At 40.1% G+C, this 15,973-nt stretch carries 9 protein-coding genes; 1 reads left to right on the top strand and 8 read right to left on the bottom strand.

What is annotated here, in order from left to right:
• Positions 1–46: 46 nt before the first annotated feature.
• The 7 genes from HJC33_RS17030 to HJC33_RS17060 form a co-directional block, all read right to left on the bottom strand.
• Positions 47–610 carry a DinB family protein gene (locus tag HJC33_RS17030; RefSeq protein ID WP_171660048.1) on the bottom strand — a complete coding sequence of 188 codons (564 nt, stop codon included), beginning with the start codon at positions 608–610 and terminating at the stop codon, positions 47–49.
• Positions 611–899: 289 nt separating this feature from the next.
• Complete coding sequence (locus HJC33_RS17035; RefSeq protein WP_171660049.1) at positions 900–2,936, bottom strand: protein-disulfide reductase DsbD family protein; 2,037 nt, start codon at positions 2,934–2,936, stop codon at positions 900–902.
• Between the two features lie 4 nt (positions 2,937–2,940).
• On the bottom strand, positions 2,941–5,739 hold the full coding sequence (locus HJC33_RS17040) for a M16 family metallopeptidase (RefSeq protein ID WP_246245592.1): 2,799 nt from the start codon (positions 5,737–5,739) through the stop codon (positions 2,941–2,943).
• 283 nt (positions 5,740–6,022) lie between these two features.
• The gene (locus HJC33_RS17410; RefSeq protein ID WP_246245593.1) at positions 6,023–7,531 is read right to left on the bottom strand and encodes a redoxin family protein; all 1,509 of its coding nucleotides are present in this window, start codon (positions 7,529–7,531) and stop codon (positions 6,023–6,025) included.
• 119 nt (positions 7,532–7,650) lie between these two features.
• The gene (locus HJC33_RS17050; RefSeq protein WP_171660050.1) at positions 7,651–9,009 is read right to left on the bottom strand and encodes a RagB/SusD family nutrient uptake outer membrane protein; all 1,359 of its coding nucleotides are present in this window, start codon (positions 9,007–9,009) and stop codon (positions 7,651–7,653) included.
• Positions 9,010–9,020: 11 nt separating this feature from the next.
• Positions 9,021–12,602: a SusC/RagA family TonB-linked outer membrane protein gene (locus HJC33_RS17055; RefSeq protein ID WP_171660051.1), complete on the bottom strand. Its 3,582-nt coding sequence runs from the start codon at positions 12,600–12,602 to the stop codon at positions 9,021–9,023.
• Positions 12,603–12,698: 96 nt separating this feature from the next.
• The gene (locus HJC33_RS17060; protein ID WP_171660052.1) at positions 12,699–13,859 is read right to left on the bottom strand and encodes a FecR family protein; all 1,161 of its coding nucleotides are present in this window, start codon (positions 13,857–13,859) and stop codon (positions 12,699–12,701) included.
• Between the two features lie 110 nt (positions 13,860–13,969).
• Between HJC33_RS17060 and HJC33_RS17065 the strand changes: the two genes are divergently transcribed.
• Positions 13,970–14,536, top strand: coding sequence for an RNA polymerase sigma factor (locus HJC33_RS17065; protein ID WP_171660053.1), 567 nt, complete (start codon positions 13,970–13,972; stop codon positions 14,534–14,536).
• Positions 14,537–15,153: 617 nt separating this feature from the next.
• Here HJC33_RS17065 and HJC33_RS17070 read toward each other — a convergent pair.
• Positions 15,154–15,972, bottom strand: a complete 819-nt coding sequence (locus tag HJC33_RS17070; RefSeq protein ID WP_171660054.1) for a class II fructose-bisphosphate aldolase — start codon at positions 15,970–15,972, stop codon at positions 15,154–15,156.
• Position 15,973 lies beyond the last annotated feature (1 nt).

The following is a 15,973-nucleotide window of genomic DNA, read 5'->3' on the forward strand; positions in this document are numbered from 1 at the left end:
ATAGAGAAAAAGATAAGGTTGAAGAATCCTTTTATTGAACTTTGGTTTATTTGGGTAAGCGGTTCTTTATGGTTGCTATTTGCCCCATATGGTTGGCCGAATGTTCCATCACGTGGTACCAGATATAGTGATAGTTTAATCCCTCTTCGATATTCGATGAGAACCAAGCATCATTTTTGGTCTTGAGTCCATTTAGAGTTTTTCCACGGACTTCATCCCATAAATCCAAATAATACCTAATCGGCTTACCCTTAAGTATGCTTTTTACTTCTTCATTAAGTTCGCCTGCCATACCAAATCCCGTTTGCTCATCTTCTGTCCATTCCCGACCCTCCAACGTCGCTATCAGGTAGTACGATTCCGTAGACACCAAATGCATGATCAATGATCCTATGCTATTGGCATCAGGATCATATAAGAAATCAGTTTGTGATTGGTCTAAGTCCTTGACTTGTTGTACAATTCTATCTTTTAAGTCTTCTAACATATAGACCATTAGACCAATCTGTGGTGAATAACCCTCAACTGATTTTAGTTCTCCTTGTGCGTTCAACAGTATCATCGGTAATAAAAGCAGTAAAAGGCTAGTTTTTGTTTTCAAGGATTTCATGGTATCGTGTTCAAATTAATATGGAAAGATATTCAAAGTCACTATTTCTGGTCGTTCATTATTTAGCAGAAGATAATTGATTACATAAGAATATAGGCAATTATGATGCTCTTTGACAGTGTTTTAACATTGTGCAACTCTTTTTATCAGCGTGACACCATTAGAATAGACGAGATTGTTTACACGAATGTATATTTAGAAAAACACCCCGAAACTTGTTCGGGGTGTCGTGACTAACTCAAATAACTCCATTAAAAACAAAACTTTTTATGGAATTTCCGTCAATATTTTATGGCCTAAGGTTGTCCAACCCCAGCTTCAACCATTGGTGGTATTCGTCCACATTGGGGGTGTAGCCAACCGGAGTGTTCAATATGGTCTTTCCATCGGGGGCCAACAGCACATAGAAGGGTTGTGAATTGGTCTGGAAGAAACGGGTTTGGAAATGTGCCCATTTATGGCCGTAGTTTTTCAATTTCCGTATACCGCCATTTACACGGGTCACTTCCAATTGTTCGTCTTCTGGAAGGTCCTTTTTGTCATCGACATATAAGGATATCAGTACATAATCGTTCCTGAGCACGTTGTCTATTTTGGCTTCCGACCAAACGTGTTCCTCCATCTTGCGGCAGTTTACACAGGCATAGCCCGTAAAATCGAGCATGATGGGCTTGTTTACCTTTTGCGCATGGGCCATTCCCGTTTTTAAGTCTTTAAAGCAGTCCAGATTGTTTGGGCAATCGTTCGGGTACAAAAAGCTATACCCTACCGCCGGGGCAAGACCACTTAGCAACTTTAAGGGAGTAAAGGTGTTGGTGGCTTTGTTGACCCTGAAACCGGATGCCAAATATATTGCAAAGGATATGGCCAATATTCCCCCTGCAATTTTTGGGAACGACAGCTTCTTTATGGGACTATCATGGGGAAAACGGATTTTCCCGAAAAGATAGAGTCCCAATCCCAAAAAGACCAATATCCAGATAATCAAAAAGGGTTCGATCTTTAGGATGTTCCAATGACCGACCAAATCGGCATTCGATAGGAACTTAAAAGCCAACGCCAGTTCCAAAAAACCTAAAACCACCTTTGTGGTATTCAGCCACCCTCCTGATTTCGGCAGGGCATTCATCATATTGGGGAACATGGCGAAAACGGCAAAGGGAAGCCCCAATGCCAATCCAAACCCGCCCATACCGGCGGTCAATTGCCAAGCCCCGCCATCAGAGGATAATGAACCTGCCAACAAAGAGCCTAAAATTGGTCCTGTACAGGAGAACGAAACCAAGGCCAGGGTCAAGGCCATAAAGAATATACCGGCAAAGCCCCCGCTGTTTTCACCTTGGGTGGTCTTGGCCGTCCAACTCGAGGGAAGGGTAAGTTCGTAATACCCGAAAAACGAGAAGGCGAAAAAGATGAAAATGATGAAAAAGAACAGATTCAGCCAGATGTTGGTGGAGATATCATTTAAAATATCGGGGTTTACCGAGTCCAACAGATGGAAGGGCACACTGAGAATAAGGTACACCAATAGAATAAATGCGCCGTACATGATCGCTTTGAAAATGCCTGAAGATTTATTGGAACCGCCGCCTTGTTTGGTGAAAAAACTTACGGTCAGTGGAATCATGGGGAACACACAGGGTGTAAGTAAGGCTAAAAGCCCCCCGAAAAAGCCCAGGGCAAAGATGTTCCATAAGGAATTGGCCGGCTTTTCCTGCCCTTCATTAGTGACCATCGATTCTTGCCGCTGTACGGTTTCCATGTCGGCAGGGGTGATTCCGTAGAGCTCCCGATTGACCTGGTCATCGTTTATATTCGTTTTTGCCGTTACGGTTTGTTTCGATTCCCCGGAAGTATCCGATGAGAGCCTAAAAACAAGTTCTTCTTCCGTTGGTGGCAAACAACGTGTGTCGTCACAGACCATAAAGTATACCGAACCTACAACTTTGGTGATGCCGGGGTCTTCTACTTTTACCTTCTGTTTGAAAACGGCTTTTTTCTCAAAGAACTTGACCTTCATCTCAAACACGGGATCATCGGTCGTATGCCCCTCTTCCTCGATAACGTCACCTAAAAGCATGACTTTTCCATCGGCAAGCTCAAAATCGAACACCGTAGGTTCGGGACCTCCTTTGGCAATGTGTTGGGAGTACAAATGCCAGCCGGAATTGATCTTGGCCTTTATATTGAGCATGTATTCGTTGTCCGATAGTTTTTCGACAGAGGTAGACCAATCTACGGGATCGAATATCTGTGCGACTACCGTAGCCTGAAATGACAGGAACAGTAGTATGCTAAGCACAATTTTATTTAAACTAATCTTCAAAGTGTTATTTTTCTGGTTTGATAACTATTTCAAAAGAATCCGCCTCTTCTGTAATACCCTTGGCAAAATTGGCAATATCATCAATGGTTATACCATTTATAATGGTATCGAAATTCTCAGGGTCTTCCATATTATATCCTTCCCAAAAATAGTTGAACACTAGATCCATGGTATATTGGTTTTTGTCCTTGGCCTGTTCTCTTTCTTTTAAATAATTGGTCAAGGTTTTGTTCAAATCGTCTTGTAATACCTCTCCATTGGCGATTTTTTTGATTTCTTGGTGAACGATATCTATAAGTGTATCGACCTTATCAGGGTTACAATCGAACATCACATTTATAATCACTTTTTGTACTGGCCGCTTTAGAATGGTAACAAACGACCTTGCCCCATAGGTGCCGCCTTCTTGCTCGCGCAATGTTTCGGTATATCTCAAGGTTAGGATATCACCTAGGGCCTTGGCCAAATAACTGTTCCTTAGTGTGTACGGGAACATTTTTTTATAGGCGATACGAACTGAACTTTTGGGGTCTTCCATTTTCAGGTAGATGTCCTTATTGATATGGGGCGCTACCCATTTTGCTTCGTTTTCCACCCATTTTTCATTAATACCGTACGTTGAAAGGCTGGCAAGGTATTTTTCCAAAAGTGGCTTTAACGCCTCTTTGGTAATATCCCCTATAATATAGAACTCAAAATCAGAAGGATCTCTAAATCGTTCTAAATACAATTTCTTGATGTTTTCGAAAGAGATTTCATCGACATAGTCTTTATTGAAAATTGGGCGTTTTACATTGTTCTTACCGTAAACGGTCACCGTTACGCTATCCCTAATTTTTTCGTTCACATCCTTACTGCGCATAACAAGGTAGTTTTTCACTTTGTCCATGAATACCTCGTATGCCTCTTTGTCGAATCGTGGTTTCTGAAAGTTCAGATAGGTCATCTGTAATAGGGTTTCGACATCCTTGGTAACCGAAGTACCTTCGATATTCTCGGTCAAGTCGGAAACGTACACCCTGGTATGGGCCGTTTTTCCCGCCAACAATTTTTGTAAATCCGTAGTCGAATAGTCGCCAAGTCCAAATTGACTTGCCACATCGCCAATAAAGCTGGCCGATGGCCAATCTACATCTTTTAATATCGAAAGTCCGCCATTGCTTATGGCCTTTAACTTAACATTGTTTTTTTCTTTGTCCGTATAAGCGTAGTGTACCACAACACCATTACTCAAGGTAAAAGTGGTTCCTATACCCTTAATTTCTTCTTCTTTGGCTATTTTTCCAGAAACTATATCGATGCCAGACATTAGGGTCTTACCTTCAAAATTTTCAGTATAGGGTTCTAGACTTTTATTGTTATCGGACATGGTGATAATCCCAAGAGCTTTTTCTTCGGAAAGGTTTTCCTCATTTTCTACACCGGTTACCATAAGAAACCTATTATTTTTTGTGTAAAGAGCCTGTAACCGTTGTTTGAGCTCTTCTGCCGTTAAGGTACTCATGAGCTGCTTTGCTATTTCGTATTCCTTTTGGATATCCCTTATCTTTTTATTTGTCAGGTAATCATCCTGTATTTCATAGGCCAGTTGCCAGTGGGGTCGGTCTCCTTTCTTACTGATTTGGTTCTCGTAGTTGTTTTTAATCTTTAGGATATGCCTTTCTATTTCCGGAGGGGTGAATCCGTGCAGGTATGCCCTGTTGACTTCGTCCAATACCGATTTAAAAGCTTCTTTTTGTTTATTGGGCTTAGGAGCGATTCTCATGGTGAACGCATCATTCTTTCTTGCATTGGGCCCAAAACCAACATAGGCGTTTAGAAAAGGGGCATCATTGTTTTGCCCTAATTCACTTAACCTTTCGGAAAGCAAGCTAGTGATGATATCGTTCAATAATTCGATTTTAAAATCGCCTATAGAGTTTCGAGTTTCTTTTTTAGGATGGCTTACGCCATAAGAAATCATCGATGTGGTCACCTCTTCGTCTTGTGCCAATACATATAGCATTTCGTTGTTTCCGGGAATATCGATTTCAATACGCGGCTTGGGATTTTTAATAGCCTCAATATTGGAAAACAATTTTTTGATTTTTTGCTCGATGACATCTACATCGATATCACCAATAACGGCTATAGCTTGCAAATCAGTACGATACCAGTCATGATAGAAATCACGCAGTACTTTGTGGTCGAAGTTCATAACCACATCCATGGTGCCGATCGGCATTCTGTCAGCGTATTTTGTATGGTTGAACATTACGGGAAGCTGTTGTTTGAGAACACGCATACGGCCTGATTGTCTTGTGCGCCATTCTTCTTGTATCACCCCGCGTTCGGCCTCTATTTCCTCATCGGTCAGCAAAAGGTCATCGGCCCAGTCACGCAAGACCAATAAACAAGTGTCTATAAGGGCTTCCGTGGTGGGAATGTCATTGACATTGTATACCGTTTCATCAAATGATGTATAGGCATTGATATCCTTACCAAAGACAGCTCCGTGTTTCTGCAAGGTGTTTAAGATGCCCTTGCCCTCAAAATGCTTGGTGCCGTTGAATGCCATGTGCTCTAAAAAGTGGGCAAGTCCTTGTTGGTCATCATTTTCCAATACAGAACCAACATTTTGTATGATGTAGTAACTCGCTGCGTTCTGTGTTACATTAGTCTTTTGTATGTAATAGGTAAGTCCGTTGGTTAATACACCTTTGCGTACCTCATTATCCCATGGCAAGGTTGCATTCATGTCCTGGGCAATCATTCCTATGGTGAAGCATATAAGCGTTATGCTTATAAAAAATTTCTTTGTCATTTTGATTCAAATTAGTTTTTGATTGGGTTTTCCAGTACAATTGAAATTACCGCACTGGTTTTGATTCGATCAACGCCATTTGTATACAAGACGGTTTTTCTATTTACTACCCTTAAACGGATGTTGTTAATTCTTTCACAAAAGGGATTAAAGCTTATATAGGGTTGGTCAAGCCTTGCCATAACTGGCATTCAACAATGTGAAATAGGGTAGATGGGAGGCGTTTGTTTTTAAAAACAACATCACCCCCCCCCTCTTTTTTATAAAAATTCTGGTAAAAATTTTATACACTAAGAAGTGTCTCCAACAACATTGTCAATGCAGGGTCTGAAGGTCTAAGGGCATCGGAATTTACAATCTTGCCCTCAGGATCGATCAATATGAACCTTGGTATGGCCGCTATATTATAGGCTTTAATGAATTCGGATTTAAAGTCGTTATCGGCGATCAATTGCACACCTTTTAAATCCATATCCTTTACCATTTGTTTCCATGCATCCGTTTTCTTTTCAACATCTACCGAGATACTGATGAATGCAATGTTATCATCGTGAAATTGTTCTTCGACCTTTTTCAAATAAGGAATCTCCTTTTTACAAGGCCCGCACCACGTGGCCCAAACATCGATATAAACATATTTCCCTTTGAAATCCTCTAAACTAACAGATTTGTCCTCAGGGGTGTGGTAATCCACAAACTTGGCGGAAATGGCTCCTGGTTTTAGTTTTTGGAAATTACCATATACGACATTAATTGTTTCTTTTTGGGTTTCACTTGGACTGTTTGCAAGAAATTTTTCATAGGCATCTTCTGCAAAGTCTGGTGCCATTTTTATAAGTATTGAGGTATACTTGGTCAACATGGATGCCTTCATCGCAGGATTTGACACTGAATCGATAACAATATCCCTGAACATGACCTCTTGCGGCAAATAGTCTTTTTCTCCAAGGTCGTACTCTTTTTTCGAATCTTCGGATATCGAATGCATAACGGTCATCAACTGGGCTTGGGTCAACATACCGTATCCCATGGAATTCATGGTGTACAACTCTTCATTATTCCAATCGAAACCTTCAAAAGCCATTTTTCGCAACTCATCGACCTTTTCCTTTTTAAAAGCATTCTTTCGCATGGCATTTTGGATACTATCCATCTTTATCATGGTTTCCGGCTTTTCAAATTCACTAGGGTCCAAACTGGTGATAAACGCCATGAGCTGCATTTCGCCCATAGGGTCTATACCATGATCGAAAGCATAATTACTGATAAGGTACTTCTTGATTTGTTCGGTACGCCTTTTCTCGGAGCTTACAAAACCTTGACTCAGCTCTGGGTCTTGTAGGTTCTTGTCAAAATCAATTGTCAGGGTATCCAAATAGGCGAAATATGCTTCTTCTTCCATGACAAACTTGGTCTTGACGGAATCTATATAATGGGTATATCCCTGTTCAGTCTTCAACCTTTCTTGCAGTACATTATTTTCTTTTTCACCTTTTCCCTCAAAAACGGGTTCCCCATCTTCTAGATCGATGTTCATGTCAAAACCGGGCTCCAAGTAAATAAGTTGCTCGTTCAACTTGTAATACCCAGGAGCGATGTCCTTTACTTCGAGAAGGGTATTGGCGCCATTGACAGGGTTTTTCGCTATTTCTACCCCTGTTTTGGTCAATACCATTTCACTAGTGTCAGAATTTACACCCTCTACCGTAATTGTAGCATCTTTGGAGGTGCACGATGCGAATAGCATCAACCCCAAGGCACTTAGAGCACTATAATGTTTGAACTTTTTCATTTTGTTGTTTGTTATATAAATTGAACTCATTTAAACTATTTCGATTGAATCAAAAACCCTCATTTATCGACCCAATAAAAGTTTAAATGAGTTCATTGACCGTTATACTTAGATGTGTCTTACAATGCTGATGCCGGTATTGCCAATGTATATTTTTCACTACCTTCCTCCAAAGTGGCCGTTGTGCCATCAGGAAGTGAATGGGTAATCGTACCTATTCTACCCTCTAACTGCAATCTTCTCATATCGAACCATCTCATTGCATATGTGGCCATCTCTTTTCTTCTTTCTTCCAACACAAAGCCCAATATTTCTTCGGGGTCGTTGGTCCATGAAATTAAATCAGTACCAAAGCCAAGGGAATCCACAATACGTTTTGCCCTTAACTCATTGACAATGGCAAGGCCTTCCGCCATAGAAACAGGGTCTCCCGACCTTACCAAAGCTTCAGCCTTATTCAGCCATATTTCTGGCGTTGATAATCCCCTATCCAAATAGAAAAAAGGAAGCCCTAATGTAAGCTCTTCTAGACCCAGTGCGTAGAACCAGAGACTTGGACGAACATCATCTCCAATAAATGGATAAAAATCAGTAAGTCCTGTGAAATAAAGCCTGCCAAATTCTTCCGTGATGTTGGCCGAAAAGAACAAGGCAATATAGGTTGGCCTACTATATACTTTTTCATTGTTAGCTATATTATCAAACACCCAACTATATTCTTCATCAGTATAATCATCTATATCATCCTTTATGCCCAAAGCTAAATCAGCATACTCAATAACTTTATTGTATTCTTTTTTAAACAAATACAAACGTGATAAAAAGGCATAAGCTCCCAATTTTGATCCCCTATGATTACCCTCTGAATGAATCTCAGGAAGAGAAGGCAAAGCCGTTTCAACATCTGATACTATTTGATTATAAAGGGCTTCTATGGTCATTCTGTCCGGCAAGGGCGCAGTAATGTCTGCGGTCTCCACAAAGGGCACGCTTAATTCATTGCCATTTGTGCCATCATACGGAGGGGCATACAGGTTTAATAAAACCCAATATTCAAAGGCCCTACCCAATAATGCTTCTGCCTTTAAAGTCTCAACCAAATCTTTATTAGATTCTGCATTAGTGGCATTACCGGCATCATTTAATATGGTATTATAGGTAAATATGCGCTCGTATGGTTTTCGCCAAGCTGTTGGGTCATCTCCTGGAGCATATATATTTTCATCCCACAAATACGCAGCTCTATCCGTAGGCCCAAAATCACTCCCTATAATGGGCGAGTAATTATCCGTCCATTGCAAAAATGGGGCTTCAATGGTAAATGGGGCCGTAATTAGACGGGCATTTAGCAGCAAATCATAATCCGACACTTTTTTTACAGAAACCACACCATTGTATTCGGTGTCCAAAAAATCCTGTTCGTTCTCACATCCAAATAGAATGAATGAGAGCATCATTATTTTTAATATATTTTTCATCTTATTTTTTATTAAAAGCCAACTGAAACATTAAAACTATAGGTAGGCGCAATATCGAGTGTACGCTGTCCGGCATTGGAACGGTATGCCTCTGGGTCTATGCCTTCATCATTTTTCGTCCATCTCCATAAATTATCGCCTTGTAACGAAAAACGCAATGAACTAAAAGGGAGCTTGTCCAATTGCTTTTTATTGAAATTATAGCCCAATCGCAATTGTCTAAGTTTTATATAATCACCGGGAACAAACCATTTGTCCGAATTCATTGGAGCATCATACGCATCATCAGAAGTATGTATTAATGCAGGTATATCGGTAGTTTCCTCATCACCGGGTTCATTCCAATAATCAACCCCGATTTTATTGTATGCAGGAAGGAACCCATCGAAAAAATTATTGGTGAGTATTGATAAATTATAAGATTCCCTGCTAATAACGTGCCCCCCTCTATAGGCAAACCTTGCAAAAAGCTCAAAGCCTTTATACGTAAAGTTATTCAGAAAACCAATGCTCTTGGTAGGTATACTGGTACCCATATCCACCAAATCATCAAAACCGACCAACGATAAATCACTTGTAGCTTGCTTTACCCCACTATCGTCGGTATAGTATACCTGGGGCAAACCAGTTTCATCCAAGCCTGCATTTTCGTAGGCCAAGACAGTATAAGTTTGGAAACCTGTTATTTGATTGTTCTCCTTTCCTACAACAGACCCAACATCTGTAGGTGCTATTGAACGCGTAACTTCATTCTCGAAAATAGAAGCATTGACAGTGGTTCTCCAGTTAAAGGATTTTGTACGGATAATATCAACACTCAAACTTAGTTCTGCGCCCTTGGTATCAATATCGGCAACATTCATATCGGCAAAGAAAAAGCCTGTTGTCGGGTTAAGTGCATTTGGCGCTATAACATCCGTCGACTTTTTATTATATAAATCCAATGCACCAAAAACCCTTTTGTTGAACAACTCAAAGTCCATACCCAAGTTTGTTGTTCTGACTACCTCGAAAGTTAAATTTGTAATAGCTGGGTTAGCAATACCTAGGCTGGCGGCAAGAATACTGGTATTATACTCTGTATATGCTATATTTTCAAGTGATGCCTGTCCAATATCAGGAGTCTTACCCACTACCCCATAACTGGCCCTAAGGTCTAATGTATTCACCGCATTGGAATTGACCAAGAAATTTTCCTTACCCAAATTCCATTTTAGACCTACCGATCCTAAATCTTTTTTACCTTTTGAAAACAGGTTAGATCTATCCCTTCTTCCCGAAAGATTCAAATGGTATTTTTTATCAAAACTATAGGTTCCGTTTACATAATACGATGAGGTCTTTCTTTCAAATTTAGATAGGCTGCTAAAATCAATGGTTATACCTGAAGAACTAACACCACTATTAAATATACTTGAATAATCATCTAAAAGTATGGGGGCTAAATCTACTTGATAAGAAAGGTTGTCCTCATTTAGCCCATAATAGTTAACCCCTGTTGTTTTGGTATACTCAGCTCTTCTTTCCCCACCTACACTCAAATCAAAAACATGCTTTTCGTTGTTTGATTCGAGGTGGTAGTTCAATTGCGCCCGTGTCATCAAGGATCGGTAATTCACATTGGTATTCTCTAAAATGGCACCGTCATTAACCACCTGCTCAATACCTATCAGTTCATCATCATCGTTATAAATGCCCTCACTTGTTGTTGCCAAAAAATGCCTTACGTAATAAGAATCTTCCTTATATAGATTTTCCCGATCTGAATTGGTGACTATGTATTGCATCCTTCCTTCAGCTTCCAAGCCCGGCAATAGCTCTTGGGTAAGCTTAAGATTGGTTCTTAAGGTATTACGAATCGTCTTGTCCTCATTATTTTTCAGCTCATTATATGGGTTGTACGTAAGATCTTTACCGCCCAAACTGGTGATATTATCAATAAAACCTTGACTGTAATTCCTTGGCATACCATCTTCCTCGGAGAATTGTACGTAGGGCGATGTATACAAAATCAAAGGAACCGCAGTAAGGACGGTGCCCTCCGAAGTTGCATCACCTTGATTCCTAAAGGGTGACCTAGACTCCTCACTTCGTAAATAATTGATTCCAATGGAGAGGTTTGTTTTATCGGAAAATTCAAAATCTCCATTAAAGGTTCCATTAAATTGCTCCCTAGAATCATTTTTTAATCCCGATTCATAGGTGTTATAACCCAATGAACCAAAATAGCCAAGGATACCCGATTTGCCCGAAACCGATAAGTTATTGATTCGATTCTCGGAAGGCTGAAACAACAATCTTTCCAATTGTCGACTATTATCACGACTTGAAATATCGTTCAATCTATTGTCCCGCTCCGTTTCTGAGATTAGACCATCTTCGTAATCAAACAATGCTTCCCAACTTTCCCGGAACAATGTAAAAAAACGGTAATCGTCTCTTACAGGAGTAAAAAACTCGTCCCGATAAAAATAATCCCGCTCTGTTTGTACCGATTCGGCGGAGTTCATTAAATTCAAATAAGACCTAGTAGGTCTTCTACCTGTGGTCACCGTAGAACTAAAATTAAATTTAGGTTTAGTCCCTTTACCTCTTTTGGTCGTAATTACGATAACCCCATTTGCAGCATTTGCACCCCATATTGAGGTCGATGCGGCATCTTTCAAGATGGTAACCCCTTCAATGTCATTCACATTTACCAACTGAAGATCATCTCTTGAAACCGGAAAACCATCTAAAATATAAAGAGGCTCAATTGTGCCGAACGAACCTACCCCCCTAATAAAGATATCAGGATTTTGCTCTCCATCATCAAACCCGTTTGAAGTTGGATTGAAAATAAGGCCTGGCGACAAACCTTCTAAAGATTGAAGAATATCATTTGAAGGCTGCTTTATTAAAAGATCGGTATCAACGGAAACATAAGAACCCGGCTCCCTATCTCTTTCCAGTTTTCGATAGCCATCAGTTAAGACCACTTCGTCCAATTGTTCTACGTTGGTGTCTAGGGCCACGTTTATCAAGCGATTGGTCCCTATGATAACTTCTTTATCCTCAAAACCCAAGTAAGAGAATACGAGTACGTTTTCTTCGCTAGGTACTTTTACGATATAATTGCCATCAAAATCGGTTGTTGTGCCCTTGTTAGTACCTTTGATCAATACCGTTACCCCTGGCAATGGAACTCCGGTTTCGGCATCGGTCACCTGACCTTTTACGAGGAAACCTTCCTGTCTTTTGACGATAATGGTATCCTCCAAAATTTCATATCCACAATCAATAGGAGTTAAGGCTTTTTGTAGTAACCTTTCCACTAGGGCAGGTCCCTTTTTCAAATGGACCTTCTCGGCATTTTCGACCAAATCGAATCGATATACGAACTCATATCCGGTTTGTTCGTTGATCAGTTCAAAAAGTGCTTCGATACTTAATGCACCCTCGTTATTGATAAAAACCTTAGTCTTCTGGGAAAAGCCGTTATTGGGGGTAAAGCCCAGTGCCGTGAAAAACGTAAGGAAAATAAAAGTTCTCATGATCCATTTGATAAACCCCCCATATTTTACCATATAGGGACTTTCTTGTTCAATTTTCATAATTTTGAGTTAGTTTTTTGGTTAAACATTCGTTTGATCAATCAATCCAAGGGAATTTGGCTGCTACTTTGGTCGGTGTCGGCCGGTTCCCTTTTTCTATTCCACGAGTATCGTGTTATTGCCTTTATATTTGAATCTGACTTCTTCCGTCATTTCCAATCGTTTTAATAATTCTTCTAGATTTTCCGTTCTGTTGAGGTTGCCCGAGAATTTGATATGTGATTTCGAACTATCGTTGAATTTTATTTCCACATTGTACCAGCGTGACAACACCTTCATCATATCATTTAAGGGTTCCCCTTTAAAAACAAAGCGACCGTTCTTCCATGCCGTTTCAAGCATTACATCGGCTTTGTCGACTTTTATATTTCCTGTTGCTATATCTACCATTGCTTTTTCACCAACGGACAACATTTTACCAAATTCTTTGGCCGAAATGGCGACTTTACCTTCTGCAAGGGTCGTTATATACCGACTATCATCTTTGTAAGCCTTTACATTAAACTCGGTGCCCAATACCTCAATATTTTGATATTGGTTTTTGACCACAAAAGAAGCTCCTTTGTTGTTTTCGCTGGGTGAGACATCAAAATACGCTTCTCCATAGACCAGTTCCACTTCCCTGGGACTGCCCTTTGCAAATTTTACGGGGTATTTCAATTTTGAATCTGAATTCAGCCAAACCTTGGTGCCATCGGAAAGTGTAACAACAAATTGTCCGCCCCTAGGTATGATAATATCATTGTAGGTCAACTCTGCAGTCTTGGCCACACCCTTTTCATATTCCAATTTTTCACCATCACTTTCTGCATTTTCCTTTTTGTAGACCATTCCCTGTTCCAGAACCACCTGCTCTCCGTTGGCCAAGGTGAGTGTGGCCTTATTGCTTCCCGCAGGAATCTCTTCCGTTATCTGTACAGCATCAATGGTTTCTGTTGAAGTATTGTCCTGAACAAAAAGATAGCCCCCGAGTGCCATAAAAAGTGCCAAAGAAGCAGCCACTGCCATATATCGGTATTTTTTGAACACAACAACCGGCTTGCTCTCGGATTGACCGTGAGATCCAATACCTTCCATGACCTTCTTCAATGCCCCATCGACATCGCCATCAAAAAAATGAAGGTTCAACTGTTGGTCAGTCCTTAGATATTCTTCCAGCTTTTTTCTGTTGGAGGGTTTGCCGACCATTGCTTTCAAATCTTTCAGTTCTTCGTCAGAAATGGTATCGGTCAGTAATTTTATGATAAGATGTTCCATTTTTTCACACTTACTTAATAATGACAGGAGAATGTTTACAATCCCTTAACTAAAATTTTATTTTTTTTCTATGTGGATCAAAATAATCATTTTTGTATGGGTAGCGAATTATGAAAAATGATATCATTTTATGGCAAAAGGTACAGAAAGGGGACAAGAAAGCCTTTGCGCAAATTTTTCGTGACTTCTACCCAATGGCATGTTCCTACCTTGTGCAGCACACGCACAGCATGCCCGAAGCAGAAGAAATCATCCAACTCCTCTTTGTTAAAATTTGGAGCAAAAGAGAAGGTATTGAGATCAGGACGTCCTTCAAATCATATCTCTACCGAGCTGCTTACAATGATTTTTTGAACAGGGTGGAAAAACGGAAAACCTACGATAAATTTATTGAAGAGTTCAAGTTCAAGGTAGCCATGGAGCAATTTCAGGAAGATAAGGACGTATTGGAAAAAAAAATAGCCCTGCTGAATTCAACTGTTGAAAAACTACCCGAAAAATGTCGGGAAATATTGATTCTCAGCAAATGGGATAAAATGAAGCATAAAGAGATTGCGGAAAAGCTGAACATATCAACAAAAACCATAGAGGCGCAATTGCGAATTGCCTATCAAAAAATACGTGAGGCCTTTGCCAACGATGCCGACCTGTTTCTTTTTTTGTTGTTCGGGTTTTAGCATCGCTTAAATCCTAAAACTCTAAAAGAGTTTTAATATTGGGAGCGTTTGATTGAATGAAGACAGATATGTAAAAATGGTGGCTACTAAGGATTGAACATCAATTTGTATTAAAAGTAAAGGTGAGAATACTGCGAACAAGATTCATATGCTTTACCAGGTAGTCCAAATTGTAAATATTTACAATATAGATTTTACTAATTCTAATCTAAATATAGGTTCCGGCAATCAACAAATTACAGAACAATTCCACAATCAACTTGATGATATTAAATAGATTAAGAAGGAATTGGCTCATCTCAAAGAGATAGGCAAAGCTATGATAAAGGAGATATCCGAGTGTTTAGACGAAATTGAAGAAAAAACCAAACAAGGTAGAAAAGGAATCTTTCATTTTTTCCAAGCTTTAGGATTTTAATCCCTGTTAATTGGGTTGAAAAATGTTAAAGTTAGGACAGAAAAAAAGACTATGCACTTTTTCAGAACAAAAAAGCCCCCACATCCGTGAGGTCTTGATTTTACTGGAGGTCTGGACAGGAATCGAACCAGCGACCCCTGCGTGACAGAATGAAGATAATTATTATTTTAAAATTGAAAACGACTTAAACCATCGAATGTCAATTAATATTAATAACATTCAATTTTTGTGCTACCAATGAGGTCGCGGCAGCGGTGGCCTTTGGGAATACTTGACGCAAATCGATATTATCGGTTTCCTGGAGTATGCCCTGTAAGGATTTCATGAATATGTTTTTAATTTCGGTGGCCAAATTTATTTTGGTAATCCCCCGTTTAATGGCTTGCTGCAATTGTTCGTCCGGGATACCGGAGCTGCCGTGTAATACCAGTGCCGCGGTAACGTTTTGGTTTATTTCCGCTATTAGGTCCAATTGAAGTTTGGGTGCCTCTTTATAGAACCCGTGGGCCGAACCTACGGCTATGGCCAAGGCATTGACCCCGGTATCCTCTACAAAGCTTTTGGCCTCCGTTGGGCTGGTATAAATTATGTCTTGACTTTGACCTAGTTTTGATATATACCCCAGTTCGGCCTCTACATTAATTTCGTAACTGCTGGCATAATGGACGATTTCCTTTGTAATCCTCACGTTTTCATCAAAGGGTTTTTCACTGGCATCTATCATTACCGAATCAAAGCCGGCATCAATACAGCGTTTGACAAGGTTGATGTCCTGGCCGTGATCAAGGTGTAGCCATGCCTGTACCCCATATTGCGAAATAGCCGCTCTGGCAAGGGACACAGCAACTTCCAGCCCCAGATATTTTATGGAACTTTCAGATAACTGCAAGATTATTGGAGCGTTGGCCTCTTTGGCAGCCATAAGAACTGCCGAAAGGGTTTCCGAGTTGTAGAAATTGGTGGCCAGAAATGCCTTAGCCTCTTTTTTATTTCGAAGTAGTTGTTCCTTTAGTCCCATA

The sequence above is a fragment of the Flagellimonas amphidinii genome (assembly GCF_013090115.1).
GTDB lineage: Bacteria > Bacteroidota > Bacteroidia > Flavobacteriales > Flavobacteriaceae > Flagellimonas > Flagellimonas amphidinii.